The sequence below is a fragment of the Cellulomonas sp. URHB0016 genome, from assembly GCF_054057935.1.
Window position 1 is genome coordinate 3,672,226 of record NZ_JBSRZU010000001.1, and the last position, 21,776, is coordinate 3,694,001.

16 protein-coding genes and 1 pseudogene are annotated in these 21,776 nt (G+C 73.6%); 5 read left to right on the forward strand and 12 right to left on the reverse strand.

The features are described from left to right. Nucleotides 1-108: 108 nt before the first annotated feature. Nucleotides 109-804, reverse strand: a complete 696-nt coding sequence (locus ACVW07_RS16870; protein ID WP_456820371.1) for a Maf family protein — start codon at nt 802-804, stop codon at nt 109-111. 202 nt (nt 805-1,006) lie between these two features. Between ACVW07_RS16870 and ACVW07_RS16875 the strand changes: the two genes are divergently transcribed. After that, nucleotides 1,007-1,726, forward strand: coding sequence for a vitamin K epoxide reductase family protein (locus tag ACVW07_RS16875; protein ID WP_456820372.1), 720 nt, complete (start codon nt 1,007-1,009; stop codon nt 1,724-1,726). 76 nt (nt 1,727-1,802) lie between these two features. Here ACVW07_RS16875 and ACVW07_RS16880 read toward each other — a convergent pair whose 3' ends face one another. From ACVW07_RS16880 to ACVW07_RS16895, 4 genes are all read right to left on the reverse strand, one after another. Next, nucleotides 1,803-3,515, reverse strand: a complete 1,713-nt coding sequence (locus ACVW07_RS16880; RefSeq protein WP_456820373.1) for a DUF885 domain-containing protein — start codon at nt 3,513-3,515, stop codon at nt 1,803-1,805. Nucleotides 3,516-3,576: 61 nt separating this feature from the next. Beyond that, a complete protein-coding gene (locus ACVW07_RS16885) occupies nt 3,577-3,795 on the reverse strand; it encodes an acyl-CoA carboxylase subunit epsilon (RefSeq protein WP_456820374.1) in 219 nt (72 codons plus the stop codon). Then, entirely contained in the window at nt 3,792-4,343 is a 552-nt protein-coding gene (locus ACVW07_RS16890; RefSeq protein ID WP_456820375.1) for a hypothetical protein, read from the reverse strand. Before ACVW07_RS16890 ends, ACVW07_RS16885 begins: the two co-directional genes overlap by 4 nt. An 11-nt stretch (nt 4,344-4,354) precedes the next feature. After that, nucleotides 4,355-5,974, reverse strand: a complete 1,620-nt coding sequence (locus ACVW07_RS16895; protein WP_456821108.1) for an acyl-CoA carboxylase subunit beta — start codon at nt 5,972-5,974, stop codon at nt 4,355-4,357. A gap of 141 nt (nt 5,975-6,115) precedes the next feature. On the opposite strand from ACVW07_RS16895, the gene ACVW07_RS16900 reads away from it, so the two are divergent. Both ACVW07_RS16900 and ACVW07_RS16905 read left to right on the forward strand, forming a co-directional pair. After that, nucleotides 6,116-6,985, forward strand: a complete 870-nt coding sequence (locus ACVW07_RS16900) for a biotin--[acetyl-CoA-carboxylase] ligase (protein WP_456820376.1) — start codon at nt 6,116-6,118, stop codon at nt 6,983-6,985. A 14-nt stretch (nt 6,986-6,999) separates the two neighbouring features. Beyond that, the gene (locus ACVW07_RS16905) at nt 7,000-8,139 is read left to right on the forward strand and encodes an adenylate/guanylate cyclase domain-containing protein (protein WP_456820377.1); all 1,140 of its coding nucleotides are present in this window, start codon (nt 7,000-7,002) and stop codon (nt 8,137-8,139) included. A gap of 121 nt (nt 8,140-8,260) precedes the next feature. On the opposite strand, the pseudogene ACVW07_RS16910 reads toward ACVW07_RS16905, so the two are convergent. Continuing rightward, nucleotides 8,261-8,962, reverse strand: a pseudogene (locus ACVW07_RS16910) (SOS response-associated peptidase); the annotation flags it as partial. A gap of 128 nt (nt 8,963-9,090) precedes the next feature. Then, entirely contained in the window at nt 9,091-10,077 is a 987-nt protein-coding gene (locus ACVW07_RS16915; RefSeq protein ID WP_456820378.1) for an aldo/keto reductase, read from the reverse strand. Nucleotides 10,078-10,166: 89 nt separating this feature from the next. Here ACVW07_RS16915 and pdxR point away from each other — a divergent pair, with 89 nt between their 5' ends. Together pdxR and ACVW07_RS16925 are read left to right on the forward strand one after the other, a co-directional pair. Further along, a complete protein-coding gene (pdxR, locus tag ACVW07_RS16920) occupies nt 10,167-11,669 on the forward strand; it encodes a MocR-like pyridoxine biosynthesis transcription factor PdxR (RefSeq protein ID WP_456820379.1) in 1,503 nt (500 codons plus the stop codon). Nucleotides 11,670-11,896: 227 nt separating this feature from the next. Continuing rightward, complete coding sequence (locus ACVW07_RS16925; RefSeq protein WP_456820380.1) at nt 11,897-13,240, forward strand: multidrug effflux MFS transporter; 1,344 nt, start codon at nt 11,897-11,899, stop codon at nt 13,238-13,240. 33 nt (nt 13,241-13,273) lie between these two features. On the opposite strand, the gene ACVW07_RS16930 is transcribed toward ACVW07_RS16925, so the two are convergent. The 5 genes from ACVW07_RS16930 to ACVW07_RS16950 all read right to left on the reverse strand — a co-directional run bounded on the left by ACVW07_RS16930 (nt 13,274) and on the right by ACVW07_RS16950 (nt 21,637). After that, nucleotides 13,274-14,518, reverse strand: a complete 1,245-nt coding sequence (locus tag ACVW07_RS16930) for a pyridoxal phosphate-dependent aminotransferase (RefSeq protein WP_456820381.1) — start codon at nt 14,516-14,518, stop codon at nt 13,274-13,276. Nucleotides 14,519-14,578: 60 nt separating this feature from the next. Then, entirely contained in the window at nt 14,579-14,704 is a 126-nt protein-coding gene (locus ACVW07_RS16935) for a molybdopterin oxidoreductase (protein WP_456820382.1), read from the reverse strand. A gap of 178 nt (nt 14,705-14,882) precedes the next feature. Further along, nucleotides 14,883-15,425: a hypothetical protein gene (locus ACVW07_RS16940; protein ID WP_456820383.1), complete on the reverse strand. Its 543-nt coding sequence runs from the start codon at nt 15,423-15,425 to the stop codon at nt 14,883-14,885. 191 nt (nt 15,426-15,616) lie between these two features. Beyond that, nucleotides 15,617-18,385, reverse strand: a complete 2,769-nt coding sequence (gene adhE / locus ACVW07_RS16945; protein WP_456820384.1) for a bifunctional acetaldehyde-CoA/alcohol dehydrogenase — start codon at nt 18,383-18,385, stop codon at nt 15,617-15,619. 159 nt (nt 18,386-18,544) lie between these two features. After that, nucleotides 18,545-21,637, reverse strand: coding sequence for a hypothetical protein (locus ACVW07_RS16950; protein WP_456820385.1), 3,093 nt, complete (start codon nt 21,635-21,637; stop codon nt 18,545-18,547). Nucleotides 21,638-21,776 lie beyond the last annotated feature (139 nt).

Genomic DNA, 21,776 nt, shown 5'->3' on the forward strand with positions numbered 1-21,776 from the left:
CCGCTCTGTGCGGGTCTGCGGTTGTCCGTTCGCCACAACCGCCGAGACCTCGACGAGCGTCTTGCCTCGGTCCGGGACGGGCCCTCGGGAGCGCGTCGGACGAGCGGCTCAGGCGTGGTCGCGCCAGAGGCTCGGGATCGTCACGCCGATCTCGCCGAGCAGCTCGCGCAGCAGCGGCAGGCTCAGACCCACGACCCCGTGGTGGTCGCCCTCGATGCGCTCGACGAAGGGGCCGCCCAGCCCGTCGATGGTGAACGCCCCGGCGACGGCGAGCGGTTCACCCGTGCGGACGTACGCCGCGACCTCGTCGTCGGAGAGGTCGGCGAAGTGGACCACGGTCGACGACGTCGCGCCCAGCGTGCCGCCCGTGCCCGCCCCGCCGTCGCCGGTGGTGCGCTCGTCGACGAGCCAGTGCCCGGTGTGCAGCGTCCCCGTGCGGCCGCGCATGGCCCGCCAGCGCAGCACCGCGTCGTCCGCGTCCAGCGGCTTGCCGAGGATCTCGCCGTCCAGCTCCAGCATGGAGTCGCAGCCCAGCAGCACCAGCTCGTCGTCCGCGTCGTCCGCGTCGAGCCCCAGGCGCTCCGTCAGCTCGCCCTCCGCGAGCGAGCGGGCCACGTCGTCGACCTTGGCCTGCGCGAGCACCAGCACCGCGTCGGCCGGGTCGAGCTCCCCGAACCGGGCGCGGGCGGCGTCGAGCACGGCGAGCTCGTCGACACCGGAGACGGCCACGAGCGGGTCGATGCCGGCAGCGAGGAGGGTGGCGCGGCGGGCGGGGGAGGCGGAGGCGAGCAGCAGGCGGGTCACGAACCGCGAGCCTAACGAACCGGTCGTGGCGCGGCAGGCGCGGCCCGGAGGTCCCCACGTCGTGCCGACGACCCGGACTCGCACGTCCCGCGGACCAGGACCTCGGTCTCGCCCCGCCGCACAGGTCAGCGGGGCAGAATGGGCGGCTGGTGAGCGACGACGCGGCACGGACCGGGTCGCGGACGGCAACGAAGGAGACGCTGTGACTGACGCGGCCACGCCGGCCCGGGGGAGCGACCCCGGCCTCGACGCCCTGGACTCGGACCTGCACGACGACGGGTACGACGAGGACGACCTCGACCTGGTCGACGACGACCCCGACCTGCTGCGGCCCGCGTCCCTGGCCTGGCGTCGGCGGACGGCGACCGAGATGGCCGTCTCCGGTGCGATCGGTCTGTACACGTCGTTCGTCCTGTCCATCGAGGCCATCACGCTCGCGGGCGACGCGGACGCCGTGCTCGGCTGCGACCTCAACGAGGTCATCAGCTGTGCCACGGTCGCGAAGAGCCCTCAGGCGTCGCTCTTCGGGTTCCCGAACGCGTTCCTCGGCATCGCGGCGGAGGCCGTCGTGATCACCGTGGCCATCGCGATGATCGGCGGCGTGACGTTCCCGCGCTGGTTCATGCTCGCGGCCGAGGCCATCTACACCGCGGGCTTCGTGTTCGCGATCTGGCTGTTCTACGAGGCGTGGGCGGAGATCGGTGCGCTGTGCCCGTGGTGCCTGCTGATCACGCTGACGACGACCGTCGTGTGGGCGGGGCTGACACGCATCTGCATCCGGGACGGGCATCTGCTGCCCGGTCCACGCGGGGCGCCGCTGCGCCGGTTCGTGGCGTCGGGCAACGACTGGTTCGTCACCATCGCGTTCCTCGTCGTCATCGCGATCCTCGTGGTCGCCAAGTACGGGAGCTCACTGCTCTGACGTCCGCCTCCGGCGCCGGACGGTGCGAGGGGGTGCGTGCTCGCACCCTCTCGCACCGGGCCGACCGGTGGCGCCGTCAGCGGGCGAACGCCGCCTTGAGGACGTCGAGCGGGAGCGACCCCATGCCGAGCGCCCGGGCGTGGAACGCCCGCAGGTCGAGCTCCTCCCCACGCTTGGAGGCCGCCGCGGCCGCCTCGTCGCGCGTCTGCTCCCACAGGCGCTGGCCGATCTTGTAGGAGGGCGCCTGGCCCGGCCAGCCCAGGTAGCGGTTCCACTCGAAGCGCACGAACGGCTCGGGCATGTTGACGTTGGCGCGCAGGAACTCCCAGCCCTTGTCCGCGTCCCACGTGCCGCCACCCCAGCGCTCGGGCGCCTCCAGACCCAGGTGCACGCCGATGTCGAACACCACCCGGGCGGACCTCAGCCGCTGGGCGTCGAGCATGCCCAGCCGGTCGCCCGGGTCGTCCAGGAAGCCCAGGCTCGCCATGAGCCGCTCGGCGTACAGCGCCCAGCCCTCCGCGTGCCCCGACGTGAAGCACATCAGCCGGCGCCAGCCGTTGAGCGTCGCGCGCTGGTACACCGCCTGGCCGATCTGCAGGTGATGGCCGGGGACCCCCTCGTGGTAGACGGTCGTCTTCTCGCGCCACGTGTTGAACGTCGTGACCTCGGGCGGCACCGACCACCACATGCGGCCCGGTCGGCTGAAGTCGTCGCTGGGGCCCGTGTAGTAGATGCCGCCGTGCGTCGTCGGGGCGATCCGGCACTCCAGGGTGCGCATCGGCGCCGGGATCTCGAAGTGGCGGCCGTCGAGCGCCTCGATGGCCGCGTCGGACGTCTCCTGCATCCACGCCCGCAACGCCTCGGTGCCCTGCAGCACCCGGCCCTGGTCGGCGTCGAGCAGGGCGACCGCCTCCTCGATGGTCGCGCCCGGTCCGGCGACCTGCGCGGCGACCGTCTGCTGCTCGGCGATGACACGCTCGAGCTCCTCGACGCCCCAGGCGTAGGTCTCCTCGAGGTCCACCGTGGCACCGAGGAAGGTGCGCGACCACAGTGCGTAGCGGTCCCTCCCGGCGGCGTCCACGTCCGGGGCCTGCGGCGCGAGCTCGTCGCGCAGGAAGGCGGCGAGCGTCGCGTAGGCACCGCGGGCGGCCGTCGCGCCGCGCTCGAGCTCGGCGCGCACCAGCGAGCAGGAGGCGGAGTCGTCGAGCACGGCCGCGGCCTCCGCGCCGGAGACGAACGACGTGAAGAAGGACTGCGCGGGGTCGGCGAGCTCCTCGGCCTGCCGGAGTGCCTCGACGACCTGTCGCACCGCCGAGACGTTCCCTGCGGCCGCGGCGGCACGCAGCGACCGGACGTACCCGTCGACGGTGCCCGGGAGCGCGTTGAGGCGGGCGGCGATGTTCTCCCACCCCTCCACGGTGCCCGTCGGCATGAGGTCGAACACCTCGCGCATGCCCTGCACGGGCGACGCGATGTTGTTCAGGTCCCGCAGCGCCTCGCCGGCGGCGTCGAGCTCGACGAACAGGCCGAGGCGCTCGCGCATCGCGGCAAGCGTGATGTCGTCGACGTCGTCGGCCGGGGACAGCCCGTCCAGCGCCTGCAGCGTCGAGCGGGCCGCCTCGGCCCGCGAGGCATGGCCCTCGGGCGAGTAGTCGGTCGACTCGTGGTCGTGGCCGGCGATGCCGAGGCTGGTCGCCGCGAACGGGTCGAGCGTGGCATAGGTGCCGAGGTAGGCCTCGGCCACGGCGTCGATGGCGGAGGGCTCACGGGTGGAGTGCGTCGTCGTCACCCCGCCGACCCTACTGGGCGGTACGGGACGCGCTGAAGGGGATCTGCGACGCCCGCACGGCTCAGCCGCGCAGGCTCCAGCGCCACGCGTCCGGACCGGGCCGGGTGGCGTCGCCGCCGCGCACGGCACGGCCCCGGTCGTTCCACGCCGACAGGACCGTCGGCGTGGCGTCCACACGGACGTCCTCCTCCGACCCGGCGGCGATGAGCCCCGCGACGAGCGCGGCGAGCTCGACGTCGTCCGGGGTGCCGCGGACCACCTGGACGTGCGCGTCGCTCACGGGCGGTCGCCCTCGTCGTCCTCGTCCTCCTCGAACACGACCGGCGCGCCGCGCGAGACGCCCCACTCCGACACCGCGAAGCCGGCGTCGACGAGGTGCTGCGCGATGTCCGCACCGCCACCGTCGATGAGGTCGAGGACGGAGTCGAGCGACATGTCCGACGTCGTGGCCTGCGGTCCGACGACGAAACCGAGGTGGAACGTGTCCACCGCGTCGGGTGCCGGCGGTGCGTCGGCGTCGGTCTCGTCCTCGTCCCCCCACGACATCCCGGTGAGGTCCGCGTGCATGCCGAGCCGGTCGTGCAGCAGGTCGTAGAGCTGGGCGTTCAGCGCACCGATCTCGCCCTCGAGCGACAGCACGCGCGGGTCCTCGTCGGCCTCGTGCGCGCCGAACTCGGCCCGCACGCCGACCGCGGTGTCGACGTACCCGTGCAGCACGGCGCTCAGCTGCTCGACGGCGGCGTGCAGCTCCGCGGCGTCGACGCCCGACAGCGGCTCCGTGCTGTGGGAGTGCTCGTGGTCGTCGTGGTCGTGCTGCTCGTCGTTCAACAGGGTTCCTCTCAGAGCGGGATGTTGCCGTGCTTCTTCGGCGGCAGGCTCGCGCGCTTGGTACGCAGCAGCCGCAGCGCCTTGACGATCTCCGTGCGGGTCCGCGACGGCTCGATGACCGCGTCGACGTAGCCGCGGTCGGCAGCGTCCCAGGGGTTGACGATCGCCTCCTCGTACTCCGCGGTGAGGCGGCGGCGCTCGGCCTCGACGTCCCCGCCGTCCTTCGCGACGGCGGCCAGGGCCCCGCGCTGCAGGATGTTCACCGCGCCACCCGCACCCATCACGGCGATCTGCGCGGTGGGCCACGCGAGGTTGACGTCCGCGCCGAGCTGCTTCGAGCCCATCACGATGTACGCGCCACCGTACGCCTTGCGGGTGATGACGGTGACGAGGGGGACGGTCGCCTCGGCGTACGCGTAGATGAGCTTCGCGCCGCGCCGGATGATGCCGTTCCACTCCTGGTCGGTGCCCGGCAGGAAGCCCGGGACGTCGACGAACGTCAGGACCGGGACGTTGAACGCGTCGCACGTGCGCACGAAGCGGGCGGCCTTCTCGGCGGCGTTGATGTCGAGCGTGCCGGCCATCGCCATCGGCTGGTTGGCGACCACCCCCACGGGGTGCCCCTCGACGTGGCCGAACCCGATGAGGACGTTCTGCGCGTACAGCGGCTGGACCTCGAGCATCATCCCGTCGTCGAGCACGTGCTCGACCACGGTGCGCATGTCGTACGGCTGGCTGTCCGAGTTCGGCACCAGGGCGTCGAGCTCCTCGTCCTCCGCCGTGACCGACAGGTCCGCCTCGTGCGGGTAGGCCGGCGGGTCCGTGAGGTTGTTCGCCGGCAGGTACGCGAGGAGCGAGCGCGCGTAGTCGATCGCGTCGTCCTCGTCCGTCGCCATGTAGTGCGCGACACCGGAGCGCGTGTTGTGCGTCGTCGCGCCGCCGAGCTCCTCGAAGCCCACGTCCTCACCGGTCACCGCGCGGATCACGTCCGGCCCGGTGATGAACATGTTCGACGTGCCGTCCGCCATCACGATGAAGTCCGTCAGGGCGGGGGAGTACACCGCGCCGCCCGCCGACGGGCCCAGGATGAGGCTGATCTGCGGGATCACCCCGGAGGCCGCGACGTTCCGCCGGAAGATCTCCGCGAACTGCGTGAGGCCCGCGACGCCCTCCTGGATGCGCGCGCCGCCGCCGTCGCTGATGCCGACGAGCGGGACACCCGTGCGCAGCGCGAGGTCCATCACCTTGGTGATCTTCTGGCCGTGCACCTCGCCGAGGCTGCCGCCGAACACCGTGAAGTCCTGCGAGTAGACGCACACGGGCCGGCCGTCCACGGTGCCGTGCCCCACGACGACGCCGTCGCCCGGGATCCGCTTCTTGTCGAGGCCGAAGTTCGTCGAGCGGTGCCGCACGAACGCGTCGAGCTCCGTGAACGAGCCCTCGTCCAGCAGCGCGTCGATGCGCTCGCGGGCGGTCTTCTTGCCGCGCGCGTGCTGCTTGTCGACGGCGGCCTGCTCGGCGACGTCTCCGGCGTGGTGCCGCTCGGCGAGGTCGGCCAGCCTCGCGGCGGTGCCGTCTCCCGGTCCGGGTCCGGGTCCGGCGGCCGGGGACCGGGTGGCGGCGTCGTCGATCTGGGTCACCCGACCGAGGCTAGTTGTGGAACCCGGCCGTGCGCGTGCAGGTCGATCACGGTGTTGCGGGGCCACGGTCGTCGACATCCCACAATGTGCGCGCCTTCTCGTGGTGGACGGCCGCACGTCATCATGGGCGCCATGCCCTCCGACGACGCCCGCGCGCCCTTCGACCCCGACGAGCTCGGCCGCCTCCTGCTGGCCCCGGCCGGTCCGCTCGCCCGCGTCGAGGTGGTCGAGCACACCGCGTCGACGAACACCGACGTGGTGGCCGCGCTCCGCGCCGATCCCGAGGCGTGGCCCGACCGTGGCCTGCTCGTCGCGCACCACCAGACCGGTGGTCGCGGACGGGCTGGACGGACATGGGAGACGCCCGCCGGGACCGCCGTGACCTGCTCCTTCGTCGTGCGCCCGCAGGCACCCGCCGACCGGTGGGGCTGGCTGCCGCTGCTCGCCGGGCTGGCCGCCGTCACCGCCGTCCGCGCGACCACCGGCGTACCCGCGCTCCTGAAGTGGCCGAACGACGTGCTGGTCCCTGCCGACACCGTCGTCGAGGGCTGGGGCGCCTACCGGAAGGTCGGGGGCATCCTGACCGAGGTCGTCCCCGCGTCACCGGGGCACGACCCGGCCGTCGTCATCGGGATCGGGCTGAACGTCTCGCAGTCGGCCGGCGAGCTGCCCGTCGAGTCCGCCTCCTCCCTGGCGCTCGCCGGTGCCCGGCACGTCGACCGCCTCGGGCTCGTCGTCGCCCTCGTCACCGCGCTCGACGCGGTCGTGAGCCGGTGGGGCGCCGTGCGCGGCGACGCGCGCGCGTCGGGCCTGGCCGACGAGGTGGCGGCCGTGTGCGGCACGATCGACAGCAGGGTCCGCGTCGAGGAGCCCGGCGGAGGGTTCACCACGGGCGTGGTCCGGGCGCTCGACGACGACGGGGCGCTCGTGGTCGTGGACGACGAGGGCGGCACCCACCACGTCCTCGCGGGTGACGTCCGCCACGTCCGCGACGCCGGGTGAACTACCCTCGACGCGTGCCCGACGACCCTCCCAGCGGCCGCACCGACCCACGTCCCGACGTGCCGGACGCCGTCAGGGACGAGGTTCCCGACCGGTTCGACCTCGAGGTCGTGGAGTCGACCGTGGGCGAGCTCGACGCGGAGCTGCTCGGCGGTCCCCGGACCCTGAGCGTGCGCGACCTCGCCGCGCGCGCCGACGTCGACCTCGACGTGGTGCGCAGCTTCTGGAGCACGATGGGTCTTCCCCATGCCGCCGCCGACGATGCCGTCTACACCGAGAGCGACGCCGAGGCCGTGGACCGGGCGGCCGCGCTCGTCCGGGAGCACGGGCTCGACCTGAAGACCGTCATGACGGTCACGCGCGCCCTCGGCCACACGTCCGACCGGCTCGCGCTCTGGCAGGTCGAGGCCCTCGTCGAGGACATGGCCGACCGGTACGAGCTCGACGACACCACCGCCCGGCTGCTGGTGCTCGACCGGCTCGCCGACCTCGTCCCGGTGCTCGAGGCCCAGCTCGTGCACTCGTACCGGCGGCAGCTGTCGGCGATCGCCGGACGGTACGCCGCCGAGTTCGGGCACCTGCGCACGGGTGACCCCGACCGGACCGTGCTGCCGCTGGCCCGCGCCGTCGGGTTCGCCGACATGGTCTCCTTCACCCGGCGCACGGCCGGCCTCGGCTCCACCGACCTGTCGCAGTTCGTGCAGCGCTTCGAGGCCGCCGCGCGGGACGTCGTGACCGCGGCGGGCGGCCGCGTCGTCAAGACCATCGGCGACGCGGTCCTGTTCGTCGCCGACGACGCCGCGACGGGCGCCCGCGTCGCGCTCGGCCTCGCCGACGAGCTCGGCCGCGGGCTCGACGTGGGGGTGGCGCAGCAGATCTCGGGCCTCGCCGACGGGGCGCGGGGCGTCACCCCCGTCCGGGTGGGTTTCGTCTGGGGGCGCGTGCTGTCGCGGTTCGGCGACGTGTTCGGGCCGCACGTGAACCTGGCGGCCCGGCTCACCGACATCGCCGACCCCAGCACCGTCCTCACCGACCTCGGCACCGCCCAGGCGCTCGCGGGCGACAGGAGGTTCGTGGTCGAGGAGCTGGCCCCGCGGGACCTGGCGGGCATCGGGAGCGTCACGCCGGTCCGGCTCACGGCCGCAGCGGACTGACCTGCCCGGCGGGCCCTGACCGCAGCGACCGGGCGGCGCCGGCGGAGCGCGCCCGGGTGTGCGCACGGCTCGGGCGGCCCCGCACCGGACGACGTCTCGACGAGCGGGGACGGTGCCGGGATCAGACCTCGGGATCGGGCTCGACCGGGTGGACGAGCTCGGGCCCGTTGTTCGCCACCGCGTTGACCTGCGTGGACACCGGCGTGACGACGATGCGCGGGGGCTCGGCGTCGAGCAGCGCGGCCGCCTCGTCGGCGCCCGTGGCAGGGCTCAGCCAGGCGTCCCACGCCTCCGGGCGGAGCATCAGGGGCTGCCGGTCGTGGATGTGAGCCAGCTCGTCCGTGGCGGGCCGGGTGATGACGGTGGTGCTCACGACCCAGCGGTCGGGGTCCTCGTCGGACCGGGACGGGTCCTTCCAGAACTCGTACAGGCCCGCCAGCGCGGCGACCCCGCCATCCTCGGGGTGCAGGTAGAAGGGCTGCTTGCGCTTCGTCGTCGCGCCCGGGCCCGGCTTCTTCCACTCGTAGTACCCGTCGGCCGGGAGCAGGGCGCGTCGGGTCGCGAACGGCCGCGCGAACGCCGGCTTGTCCGTGACCGACTCGACGCGGGCGTTGATCATCCTGCTGCCGACCGACGGGTCCTTGGCCCACGAGGGCACCAGTCCCCATCGGGCGACCCGCAGCTGCCGCGTCACCTCGCCGGTCTGCTTGTCGGCCCGCTCGACGACCATCCGGACGCCGTCCGTCGGTGCCACGTTCCACGACGGCCCGAGCAGCCGTACGTCGTCGGCGACGGTCGCGACGGCGAACTCGTCGGCCAGGGTCTGGTCCTCGCGGAAGGACGCCTATCGCCCGCACATGGCACCAGGCTCCCAGGCGCCACCCACGCAGCGCACGCGACCATCGCCTCCGGACCCGTCGGCCGCGGTCCGCACCGGCGCGGGCGGCGGGTTCAGGCCTCCTCGAGCCGGGCCCGGACCTCGTCGTCGAGCACCAGGCCGACGGCGGCGAGCGCGTCGTCGAGCTGCTCGACGGTGCTGGGTCCGACGAGCGGCACCACCGGCACGTCACCGCCCATCAGCCACGCCAGCGCGAGCCGCTCCGGGCTCACGCCCAGCTCGTGCGCGACCTGGCGGAGCACCTGGCGGCGGTGCCGGCCACCGACGTGGTCGGTGCCTCCTGACAACGGTCTGTCGTCCCGGGACAGCGCCCCCTTGAGCACCGGCGAGTAGGCGACGACGGTGAGCGGGGGGCGGCCCTCGGTGCCGGTCGACGCCGCGTAGTCGAGGAGGTCGCCGGTGATCCAGTTGGACCGGAAGGGGTGCGGGGACGGGGTCAGGTAGCCGCCCTGCTGCTGCACGACGGCGTACGGCGCGACCCCGAGCCGCTCGGCTGCTGCGCGTGCCTCGACGACCCGCCACACCGTGACGTTCGAGATGCCCGGGACCCTCACCACTCCGTCGGAGACGAGCTCGCCGAACGCGCCGACCGTCTCGTCCAGCGAGGTCGCGCGGTCATCGACGTGCCCGTACAGCACGTCGAGCCGGTCGACGCCCAGGTGGTGCATGCTCTCGAACGCCTCGCGCTTCACCACGTCGGCGCCCAGGCCCTCGAAGTTGGTCGGGGGGACCCCGGACAAGGGCAGGGTGGGGTCCTTCTTGCCGGCGCCGCACTTGGTCGCCACCCGGACGAGGTCGTGGGCCCTTCGCGAGCGGATCCACCGGCCCAGCACGTCCTCGCTCTCGCGGCCGTGGCCGCCCGGGATCCACGCGTTGTAGTTGTTCGCGGTGTCGACGAACGTGCCGCCGGCCTCGACGAAGCGGTCGAGGATCGCGAAGGCGGTGGCCTCGGGGGTGCTCGTGCCGAAGTTCATGGCACCCAGGCACAGGGCGCTGACCTCGACGGCAGCGCTGCCGGTGCCGATCGTGCGGTACTCCATGGGGACTCCTCGTGGTTGCGCCGCCGCCCTTCCTCGGTGCGGCCCGTCCACCGTACGAGGGAAGCGGCTCGGTGCTACGGTCCACATCCATGCCACTAAGCCAGACCGCTTCGGCCGCCGGCGGTGACCCGTTGATCGCGCTGGACGGGACCGGCCCGCTGCGGGACCAGCTCACGCGCGCCGTGCGGACGGCGATCCGAGACGGTCGGCTCGCGACCGGCTCCACGCTCCCGGCCAGCCGGACCCTCGCCGAGAGCCTCGGTGTGTCGCGGTGGGTGGTCACGCAGGCGTACGCGGAGCTCGTGTCCGACGGGGTGCTCGAGGCGCGCACCGGCTCCGCGACCCGGGTCGGCGCGGCGGCATGGCTCGAGCCGCCGGCGGCCGGCCGGTGGTCGGGCGGGCCGCGGGACGTGGGCAGCGGGTCGCGTGCCGTGGCTCCACGACCGTCGGCGCGTCCGCGCTACGACCTCGCACCGGGCGTCCCGGACCTGCGCCACGTCCCGCGCGCGGCCTGGGCGCGAGCGGCGCGGGACGCCGTCATGACGGCGCCGGCGTCGGACCTGCTCACGACCGACCCGTTCGGCGCACCCGAGGTCCGCGCCGTCCTCGCGGCGCGGCTGGCGACGTCGCGGGCGGTCGTGGCGGATCTGCACGCCGTCGTGGTGACGCACGGGTCGAGTGACGGCTTCGCGCGGGTCGCACGCGCGCTCGTCGCCGACGGCCATCGCGCGATCCTCGTCGAGGACCCGGGGTGGCCGGTGCTGCGTCACGTGGCCGAGCACGTCGGCCTCACGCCGGTCCCGGTGCCGGTGGACACCGACGGGATCGACACCGACGCGCTGGCCGTGGCCGCGGCGCGTTCGGGTGCGCGGGCGGTGCTCGTCACCCCGGCACACCAGTTCCCGACAGGCAGCGTCCTGGCACCCGCCCGGCGGGAGGCCCTCGTGCGCTGGGCGCGCAGCGTCGACGGCGTGGTCCTCGAGGACGACTACGACGCCGAGTTCCGCTACGACCGCAGGCCGGTCGCCGCCCTCCAGGGCCTCGCTCCCGACCGGGTCGTGCTCATCGGATCGGTGAGCAAGACCCTCGCGCCCGCCTTCGGCATCGGCTGGCTCGTCGGCCCTCGCTGGCTCCTGAACAGCTCGCCCCCCGCGGGTGCAGCTGGCTCCAGCACGCGCCATGGCGGCCCGGGCCTCGACCCGTCGGTGAGCCCGCCGTCCGTCCTGCACCAGCTGGCGTTCGCGTCGCTCGTCGGGGACGGTTCCTACGACCGCCACCTTCGCGCCGCCCGCACCCGGTACCGCCGGCGCCGCGCGGCGCTGCTCGAGGCGCTCGCGGCTCACCTGCCCGCGCTCCCCGTGACCGGTGTCGCGGCCGGTCTGCACGCGGTGCTCGCGCTGCCGGACGGGGTCGAGGAGGGCCGGGTGGTGCGGCTTGCCGGTCGGCGGCACGTGCACGTCGTCCCTGCCGGGCGGTACCGCGTCGTGCCCGACGGTCGACCTGCGGCGCTCGTCCTGGGATACGGGAACCTGGTGGACGCGCTGCTGCCCGAGGCGGTCGCCCGGCTGGCCGAGGCGGTCCGGGCGTCGTGACCTCGTCGACGTCGTGACCGGCGCGTGACGTCGTCCTGACGGGCGCCTGACCGGCGCATGACGTCCCGGCGACCGCGTCGTCGACCACGGCGTGACGTGCGCAACACCTCTGGTCCGTCTGGGTCGAATCGATTCGCGTCGGAGGGGGCGGCGGTGTGAGACTGGATCACGATGAGTGTTCGAACCGTCCCCCGACCCACCCGCCACCGACCCTCGCCGAGCAGCCGATGACCACGCACCTGAGTCCCCTCCGTCAGCCCGCGGTCCCGAACCCGTCCCGCCCGGACCTCGACGACGCCGCTGCGGCCACCGGCCGGCTCGACGGCGCCGGTCCAGCGCTCGACGGCGGCTCGGACACCGCCGCCGCCCCGGCGTTCCGGCCCGACGCGAGGTACGTCCTGCTGCTCGGCATGATGTGCGCGCTCCCGGCGATCTCGAACGACATCTACCTGCCGTCGCTCCCGGACGTCGCGCGGGACCTGGGCACGTCCGCCACGGCCGCCCAGCTGACGATGACGGCGATGATGGTCGGCGGCGCGGTCGGCCAGCTGGTGATCGGGCCCCTGTCGGACCGGTTCGGCCGGCGTCGACCCGTGCTCATCGGGGTCGCGCTGCACGTCGTCACGTCGGTGCTGTGCGCGCTGGCCCCGGCGATCGTGCCGCTCATCGGGATCCGGGCCGCCCAGGGCTTCTTCAACGCCGCGGCGACGGTCGTGGCGATGGCGGTGATCCGCGACCGGTTCGTCGGGTCGGACGCCTCACGGCTGATCTCCCGCCTCATGCTCGTCATCGGGGTCGCGCCGCTGTTCGCGCCGTCGGTCGGCGGGCTCATCGCCGGCGAGGTCGGCTGGCGCGGCGTGTTCGGCGCGCTCGGGCTCTTCGGCGTGGCCCTGTGGCTGGTCGTGTGGCGCCGACTGCCCGAGACGCTGCCGCCCGAGCGGCGGCGCGGCAGCGGCATGCGCACCGCGATGTCCGGCTACCTGCGCCTGCTCCGCGACCGGCACTTCGTCGCGCTGGCCCTCATGCCGGGGCTCGGCAACGCGGTGCTCATGAGCTACGTCGTCGGTTCCCCCTTCGTCCTCCAGGAGGGGTACGGGCTCTCCGCGCACGAGTTCTCGCTGCTGTTCGCCGTGAACGGGCTGGGGCTCGTCGGTGGTGCACAGGTCAATGCCGCGCTCGTGCGCCGCGTCGCGCCGATCCGCATCATCCGGGTGGCACTGCCGCTCTCCGTGGCGTGCACCCTCGGGCTGCTCGCGGTCGCGATCACCGGATGGGGAGGTCTCGTCGGCCTGCTCGTCGCCCTCTGGCTCGTGCTAGCCCTGGTGAACCTCGCGCCACCGAACGCCTCGGCGCTCGCGCTCAGCCGGCACGGCGAGATCGCCGGCACTGCGGCCGCCCTCATCGGTGCGGTCGGCATCGGGGTGTCGGCCGTGATCAGCCCGCTGTCCGGGCTGCTCGGGGGCGACGCCACCGCGATGGCCGGTGTCATGGTGGGTGCCGCGGTCGCGGCGCTGCTCGTGCTCGCCGTGGCCACACCCGCCTACCGCCGCGGCGGTGCCTGGGCGGCCTGACCCGACCGCCCGCCGGGTCCGTGCCCGTCGGGCTCAGCGCGTCCGGAGCGCCTGCAGCCGGCGGACCGCCTCGTCGAGCACGTCGTCCCGCTTGACGAAGGTGAAGCGCACCCAGGATCGCAGCGCGCGGTCCGCCTCCGACCCGGCGTGCGTGAAGGCGGAGACCGGGACGCCGACCACGCCGGCGAGCTCAGGCAGGGCGTGGCACAGGGCCTCGCCGTCGTCGAACCCGAGCGGCCCGGCGTCGGCGAGCACGAAGTAGGTGCCGTCGGGCCGGACCACCCGGAACCCGGCGTCGACGAGCCCCGCGCACAGGCGGTCCCGCCGGCTGGTCAACGAGTCGGCGAGCCCGTCGACCCAGGCCGCCACGGCCGGGTCCCGCAGCGCGAACGCCACCGCGGGCTGGAACGGCGCCCCGGAGACGTACGTGAGGAACTGCTTGACCGTCCGCACGGCCGTGACCAGGTGCTCGGGACCGGTGACCCAGCCGATCTTCCAGCCGGTGAACGAGAACGTCTTGCCCGCGGACGAGACGGTCAGGGTCCGCTCCGCCATCCCCGGGAGCGTGGCGATCGGGACGTGCTGCGGGCGCGTCCGCCGGTCACCGAGCAGCAGGTGCTCGTACACCTCGTCGGTGAGGACGACCACGTCGTGCGCGACCGCGAGCCGGGCGACGGCGGCGAGCTCGTCGCGCGTGAGGACCGTGCCTGTCGGGTTGTGCGGCGTGTTGAGCAGCACCAGACGGGTCCGGTCCGTGAATGCGGCCGCGAGCGCCTCCTCGTCGAGGCGGAAGCCGTCGGGCGTAGGGCGCAGCGGCACGGTGGTGTGCGTGGCGCCGGCGAGTGCCACCACGGCCGCGTAGGCGTCGTAGAACGGCTCCAGCGTGAGCACCTCGTCGCCGGGCCCGGCGAGCGCGAGCACCGTGGCCGCCAGGGCCTCCGTGGCGCCGGCCGTGACGAGCACCTCCCGGTCCACGTCGAACCGCAGACCGTAGTGCGCCTGCTGGTGCTCCGCGACCGCCTCGCGCAGAGCGAGGATGCCCGGCCCGGGCGGGTACTGGTTGTCGCCGCGGGCGATGGCGTCCGCGGCCGCCTGCGCGACGGACGCGGGCCCGTCGACGTCCGGGAACCCCTGCCCGAGGTTGAGTGCGCCCGTGCGGGCGGCCAGCGCCGACATCTCCGCGAACACGGTCGCGCGGACGTCACCCGTCGGCGTCAGGAGGCCCGTCGCACGGGCCACGTCCCGCCAGCGCGGGTGCAGGGCGGTGGGGATGCTCACCCGGCGAGGATAGGCCGGTGCAGGTGCGCCTCGTGGTCGCGGCGCCTCCTGGTCACGACCTCAGACGATGCCCGCCGCCGCCATCACGCCGACGACGACCAGCATCGCGATCGATGCCCAGGCGCTCAGCACCCACCACTCCACGTGGTGCCTGCGCGGGACGCGCACCGGATGTCTGTCAGCCATACCTCCACCATCGGCACCCGCGACGGCCGGAACAACGTCCCGCGCCGCGAAGCCCCGGAATCACCCAGGTGCGCGGGGGCATTCACGACGAAACGGCGCGTCCGTCACCCGGGTGGCCGCCGACCGGGGGTGGCGCAGGCGTCGACCGCCCGCGCCACCCCCGCCCGAGGCGTGGTGCTCAGCTGGACGACGCGGTCCTGAGGTCGTCGCCGAGCGTCGCCAGCTCCTGGGAGAGGTCGTCGAGCGCGTCGGCCGCGTCCCCGCCCGCGTCCGCCTTGGCGGCGTCGAGCTTCTGCCGGGCCGCGTCGACCTCCGCCTGGGCGTCGGCGATGGCCTGCTTGCTCTGCTGCGTGCCGTCCGCCTGCGCGGCGTCGAGCGCCGCCTGCGCGTCGGTCACGGCCTGCTGGGACTCAGCGACCGCCTCGTCGGCCTGCGCCCGGGCGTTCGCGTCGAGCGAGCCCAGCTTCTCCTTGGCGGCGTCGATCTCGTCCTTCGCCTCCTGCGCCTGGCTGCGCGCGTCGTCGATGGACCGGCGCGCCTCGTCGACGGCGCTGCGGGCGCTGCTCGCCGCCTCCTTGGCCTGCTGGGCGGCGTCGTCGATGTCCGAGTCGGAACAGGCCGTGAGGCCGGTGAGCGCTCCGACGCCGAGCGTCAGGGCTGCGAGGCGGGCGATCGTGCGGGTGCGCGTCGTGCGCGTGGCATGGGGGCCGAGCGGGGGCACGGGGTCCTCCTGGGGGTCGGGTCCGCACAGTCTGCCTGCCCGTCGCCGGCTTCGCCCGGCGATGCCTCGCCCGGCGGGTGTGGTCGGCCCGGCGATGCCTCGCCCGGCGGGTGTGGTCGGCCGGGCGAGGCATCAGGGGCGAGCAGTGCGAACGCCCCGGCAGAGGGGGAGCCGGGGCGTTCGCCGGAGGGTCAGGCCTCCTGCTGCTCGCTGCGGCGCGTACGGACGTCCTCCAGCGACGTTCCGTAGTAGGCCGCGGTCATCAGGTCCTTCATGTCGTCGATCATCGGCATCCGCGGGTTGGCCGGGGCGCACTGGTCCTCGTACGCACCCATGGCGACCTCGTCCAGCCGGGCGACGAACTCCCGCTCGTCGACGCCCTGCGCCTGGAAGGACGACGGGATGCCGACCTTGGAACGGAGCGCCTCGACGGCGAGCGCGTACGACTCCACGCCCTCGTCCGGCGTCGATGCGGGCAGTCCGAGCATCGCCGCGATCTGCTGGAACCGCTCCGGTGCGACGTAGTGCTCGTACTTCGGCCAGCTCGTGAGCTTGGTCGGCACCGTGCCGTTGTAGCGGATGACGTGGGGGAGCAGCGTCGCGTTGGTCCGGCCGTGCACCAGGTGGTACGTGGAACCGACCACGTGGGCCATGGCGTGCACGATGCCGAGGAACGCGTTGCCGAAGCTCATGCCCGCGATGGTTCCGGCGTTGTGCATCTTCTCCCGGGCGTCCTTGGTCGCCGGGTCGGCGGGGTCGCCGTTCACCGACATCGCGAGGTTGTCGAAGATCAGGCGGATGGCCTGCAACGACATGCCGTCGGTGAAGTCGTTCGCGTAGACGCTGACGAACGCCTCGGTGGCGTGCGTGAGGGCGTCGAAGCCGGAGTCGGCGGCGAGCGACGCGGGCATCTTCGACGTCAGCACCGGGTCGATGATCGCGACCGACGGGGTCAGCGCGTAGTCGGCGAGCGGGTACTTCTTGCCGGCGTCCGGGTCGGAGATCACCGCGAACGGCGTGACCTCGGCGCCGGTCCCCGACGTGGTCGGGATGCAGACGAGCTGGGCCAGCTCGCCCAGGACCGGGAACTTGAACGCCCGCTTGCGGACGTCGAAGAACTTCTGCTTGAGGTCGGAGAAGTCGATCTCCGGGTGCTCGTACAGCAGCCACATGACCTTCGCGGCGTCCATCGGCGAGCCGCCACCGAGCGCGATGATCGTGTCCGGCCGGAAGTGGCGCATCTGCGCCGCCCCGGACTGGACGGTCCGCACGGAGGGCTCGGGCTCCACCTGGTCGATGATCTGCAGCGCGACCTTGTTGGGCCGGCGGTTCAGCACGTCGATGATCTTGTCGACGAAGCCGAGCGTGGTCATCGTGGCGTCCGTGACGATGGTGACGCGCTCGACGTCGGCCATGTCGGACAGGTACCGGATGGCGTTCGGCTCGAAGTACGTCTTCGCCGGGACCTTGAACCACTGCAGGTTGTTGTTGCGCCGACCGACCCGCTTGACGTTGATGAGGTTCACCGCCGAGACGTTGTTGGACACGGAGTTGTGCCCGTACGACCCGCAGCCCAGCGTGAGCGACGGGATGAACGCGTTGTAGATGTCGCCGATGCCTCCGAGCGAGCTCGGGGCGTTGGCGATGACCCGGACGGCCTTGACCCGGCTGCCGAACTCCTCGGTGAGGGCGTCGTCCCGGGTGTGGATGGCCGCGGAGTGGCCCAGCCCGTCGAACTCGACCATCTGCTCGGCCAGGCTGATGCCGTGCTCGGTCGAGGTCGCGCGCAGCACCGCGAGCACCGGCGCGAGCTTCTCGCGTGTCAGCGGCTCCTGCGGCCCGACACTCGACACCTCGGCGAGGATGATCGACGTGTCGGCCGGCACGCTGAACCCGGCCTTCTCGGCGATCCACTGGGGCGACTGCCCCACGACCGTCGGGTTGAGCTTGGCCTCCGCGCAGTTCGACCCCTCGGCGTCGACGCCGAAGATGAACTGCTCGAGCTGGGCCTTCTCGGCGGGGGTGGCTCGGTAGGCGTGCAGGACGGCGAACTCGCGCATCGCCTCGTCGTAGATGACGTCGTCCAGGATCACGGCCTGCTCCGACGCGCAGATCATGCCGTTGTCGAAGGCCTTGGACAGCACCACGTCGTTGACCGCGCGCTTCAGCTTGGCCGTCTTCTCGATGTAGGCGGGGACGTTGCCGGCCCCGACGCCCAGCGCGGGCTTGCCGCACGAGTAGGCCGCACGGACCATCGCGTTGCCACCGGTGGCGAGGATCGTGGAGACGCCCGGGTGGTTCATCAGGGCGTTGGTGGCGCCGATCGACGGGGTCTCGACCCACTGGATGCAGTGCTCCGGCGCACCCGCGGCGACAGCGGCGTCGCGGACGACCTTCGCGGCGGCGATCGAGGACTTCTGGGCGCTCGGGTGGAACGCGAAGATGATCGGGTTGCGCGTCTTGAGCGCGATGAGCGACTTGAAGATCGCGGTCGACGTCGGGTTGGTCACCGGCGTGACGCCGCAGATGACGCCGACGGGCTCGGCGATCTCCGTGATGCCTCGCAGGTCGTCGCGGCTGATCACGCCGACCGTCTTGAGGTCGGCCATCGAGTTGGTCACGTGCTCGCACGCGAAGATGTTCTTCACGGCCTTGTCCTCGAACACGCCGCGGCCCGTCTCCTCGACGGCGAGCTTGGCGAGCTGGCCGTGCTGGTCGAGCGCCGCGACGGACCCCTTCTTGACGAGCCGGTCGACGTCCTCCTGCGTGAACCGTGCGTACTCCGCGAGCGCCTTGGTGGCGTTCGCGACGAGCTCGTCGATGGCGCCGGCGATCTCGGCCTCGGTGGGGACCGGTGCAGCGGCGCTCGCTGGCGTGACCGCGGCGCCGACGGCTGCGGTGGCGGTGTCGGCCTTGCGGCCCTTGGACGTGCGCGACGTGCTGGACTCGGTGACGGTCACCGTGGGCTCCCCTTGAGCTGGCAACGGGTGGTGGGTGTCGCTCCGACGCTGGAGATCGTGGAATGCGACAACCACGACGCTATTGACCCAGGGGCGCCGTTTGATGGGGCGAAGGTCCCGACCTGCCCGTCGTCGGGTGTGCGGTGACGTTCGCCCTGGTCAGACGCGTGCCGGCACGGCAGGTCCGCGGGATCCGGTTCGGGCGGCGTCCGGACGGGCGCCACGACGGCCGAGCAGGGCCAGCCCGGCACCCCCGACCGCGACGGTGAGGCCGACGACGGTGAGCGCACCGGGCAGCGACGTGGGGATGCCGAGGTACACGGTGATGCCGAGGATCCGCGACAGCCCCCAGGGGAGCAGCGCCATCTGGTCGTTCCACACGGTGAGGGCACGTTCGAGCCCGATCGCGGCGATGCTCCCGGCGACGAGGGCGAGCACGAGCCCGCCGACGGCCGCCGTGGTGCCGGCCGAACGGACGGACGCCATCCCGTACGCGTGCCGCAGCACGAGCGCCACGACCACGAACAGCCAGCAGAAGGCGGCGAACGCGACCGTGACGTAGACGGTCCGCGACCCCGGCGCGGTCCAGAAGGCGAACCAGTAGTGCCCGGGGCCCCGCAGCGCGAGGGCGACGAGCAGCACGACGGTCCGCAGCAGCACCACGCCGCCGAGAGCGGCCCAGAGGTGGAACGGGTCACGCCGCCCGACCACGACGCGCAGGAGCGCGGCGAGCAGCACCCAGGCGCCGAGTGTCACGAGCAGGTGCGCCGGCGCGGCGAACCAGGTGTAGACGGCCCTGCTCGCGACGAGCACCGCCGCGGGCAGCGCCCAGACGAGCAGCCGGTCCGTGCGCCCCGCCGGCGCCGCGACCTGCCCGATCCGCCACGGCCGGGTGACCGCCACGAGCAGCGCCCGGAGCGCCGCGGCGCCCGGCGCGCGGGACAGCCGGAGCCGGCCCTGCACCGCCCCGGAGCCGAGCAGCAGCACGACGACGGTCATGCCGAGCAGCGCGCGGGCGAGCCACGCCATCGCAGGGTCGCGGACGGCGCGCGCGCTGCCGAGGTCGGCGGCGGTGAAGCTGTACGCGGGCAGGGCCAGGTCGCCGGAGTAGCGGGACACGTGCTCGGCCCGTGCGGTCTCGTACTGCAGGGCGGCCTGCCGCCACTGGTCGTGGGCGGTCGCGCTGCCGGTGTCGAGCCACTGCGCGTGCCGCAGCACGGTGGTGCGGTAGGCGGCGAGCGTCCCCAGCAGGTTCGTCTCGTAGTCGAGCGCGTCGACGAAGGACCGGTAGAGGTCGGGGGAGCGCCACGTCGACGGGTCGGTCCGTGCCACCTGGTCGCGCATGCCCGCGGCGAGCTCGGCCGCCCGGGTCCCGTCGGCGATGGCGCCGTCGAGGTCGTCGCGGCTCACCGCGTAGATGCTGTCGAGTGCGGCGGAGTCGCCGGTGACCACGTCCCACTCGAAGATCCACATCATGGGCGGCGGCTCGAGACCCAGCGCCTTGACGCTCTGGTCCGCGAACGGGCCGATGTAGAGGCCGCGGGTGATCGCCTCCCGGGACGTCGCGAAGGCGGCCGCCACCGCGTCGGCCGTGGCCGGGTCCTCCGACAGGTTCTGCCGTACCCAGTCGGCCGTGACCTGCGCGGCGGACAGGGACGGGTCCCACGCGAGCCTGGCGGCGCCGTAGGTGTTGAGGTCGTACATCTGCCAGAACCCGGTCCGCAGGTACAGCGTCATGGGCCCGGCGCGCAGCGGGCCGCCGTCCTGCGTCCAGTTCCAGATCCCCTCGACGTGCGGGTTCGCCGCGAGGAAGTGCCGCAGCGCCTGCCCCTGCTCGGCGACGAGGTCGTTGGGCAGCGCGCCGAACCCCTCGAACTCCCGGCGGGCCTGGAGCTCGACGATGCGCCGCTGCGAGCCGACCGACAGCGTCGGGTTGAGCGGCAGGTGGCTGTAGAAGTCGCCCATCGTGTACTTCGTCGAGACGACGAGGTGCGGGTCGTCGAGACCACCGAGCACGGCGTCGTAGGACGCGGGGTTGGTGTGCAGGTCGCCCACGGCGCCGACGCCGACCGTCCACGACCGGAAGATCAGGTCCTTGTCGTGCGCACCGGCGGTCTCGAGCAGGGCCCGCAGCATCGTCCGGACCGCCGCGGGCGAGGTGACCGCGAGCCGCGACGAGTAGTCCCAGCCGGCCTGGTACACGCCGCCGCCCTCGCCGATCCGCACCATGAGCCCGTCCACGAACGGCATGCCGTCGAACAGCTCGGACAGCCCTGCCTGGTACACGGACCACAGTGCCGGGTCCTCGACGTCGAGCCCGCCCACCGCGCGGTCCAGGTACTCCTCGAGCGGCGGCGACACGGCGAGCATGTCCGTCAGCAGGTACACGTGCATGCCCATGTCGTGCGCGTACCGGAACACGGGCCCGAACGCCTTCACCATCGCGGCGGCCCGCTCCACGTGCGGGTCGCCCGCCGGGTACACGTCGTGCCCGTCGCCGACGCCGCTGAACGACACGTACTCGAGGAAGCCCGGCACGACGACGCCGTTGTACCCCTCCCGCAGCGCGTGCTGGACGAGCTGGCGGAACTGCCCGTCGATCCGCGCGACGGCCTGCGCGTCCACCCACGGCGCGGCGGGGAGGACGGCCCCGGCGACGACGTCGGTGTTGAGCGAGTAGTCGTCACCGGCGGCGAACGCGTCCTCGTCGGCCTCCCGGCCCACGGAGCCGGAGTCGGTGAGCCGCAGCCCGAGGCGCGGTGACTGCGTGGTGCCACCGGTGCCGGCCGGGACCACGGGCGCGCCGGAGCGGATCCGGTCCGCGACCGCGTACAGCCCCGCGGCGGCCCCTGCGGGTCCGGCGGCCTCCAGCGCGTACCGCCCGGGGTCGGTCTCCTGCACCCGGTACGCCTCGGGCGAGTCGTCGAACGCGGGCACGACGCGGACTCTGAGGTCGGCGTCGGCGGTCCCCGAGGTGACGGTCGGCGCGGGCAGCCCGCGACCCGCCAGGGCGTCCGCGACGGCGGTCGCCGCGAGGGCGACCCGTTCACCGGGCGGGACGGTGATGCGCGCGATCGGGGGAGGTGCGACGACGGCCGTCGCCGCACCTCCCGCCTGCGCCGCTTCCGGGGTGTCGGCAGGCTCGAAGCTGAGGCCGAGCGCCTGCCCGACCCCCAGGGCGACGCCGACGCCGAGCGCGAGCACGACGAGCGCCGCGACGAGCGACGGCCAGGGTCGGGGGGAGCGGGGCATCGGCGCAGTGTAGGAACGCCACCTGGGCACCTGTGTCAGGAGTCACAGCCACACCGGGGCCAGGGGCCGGAGAAGCGGGGCGAACCGGGACGGAGCGGCGTTGCCGGCGACCGTTCTTCACCCGTCGACCGGGCGGCCG

Coding starts and splice junctions, on each gene's coding strand:
- ACVW07_RS16915 (WP_456820378.1), bottom strand. CDS start 10,077: ATGGAGTACCGCACGATCGGCACCGGCAGCGCTGCCGTCGAGGTCAGC.
- pdxR (WP_456820379.1), top strand. CDS start 10,167: ATGCCACTAAGCCAGACCGCTTCGGCCGCCGGCGGTGACCCGTTGATC.
- ACVW07_RS16935 (WP_456820382.1), bottom strand. CDS start 14,704: ATGGCTGACAGACATCCGGTGCGCGTCCCGCGCAGGCACCACGTGGAG.
- ACVW07_RS16900 (WP_456820376.1), top strand. CDS start 6,116: ATGCCCTCCGACGACGCCCGCGCGCCCTTCGACCCCGACGAGCTCGGC.
- ACVW07_RS16925 (WP_456820380.1), top strand. CDS start 11,897: ATGACCACGCACCTGAGTCCCCTCCGTCAGCCCGCGGTCCCGAACCCG.
- ACVW07_RS16950 (WP_456820385.1), bottom strand. CDS start 21,637: ATGCCCCGCTCCCCCCGACCCTGGCCGTCGCTCGTCGCGGCGCTCGTC.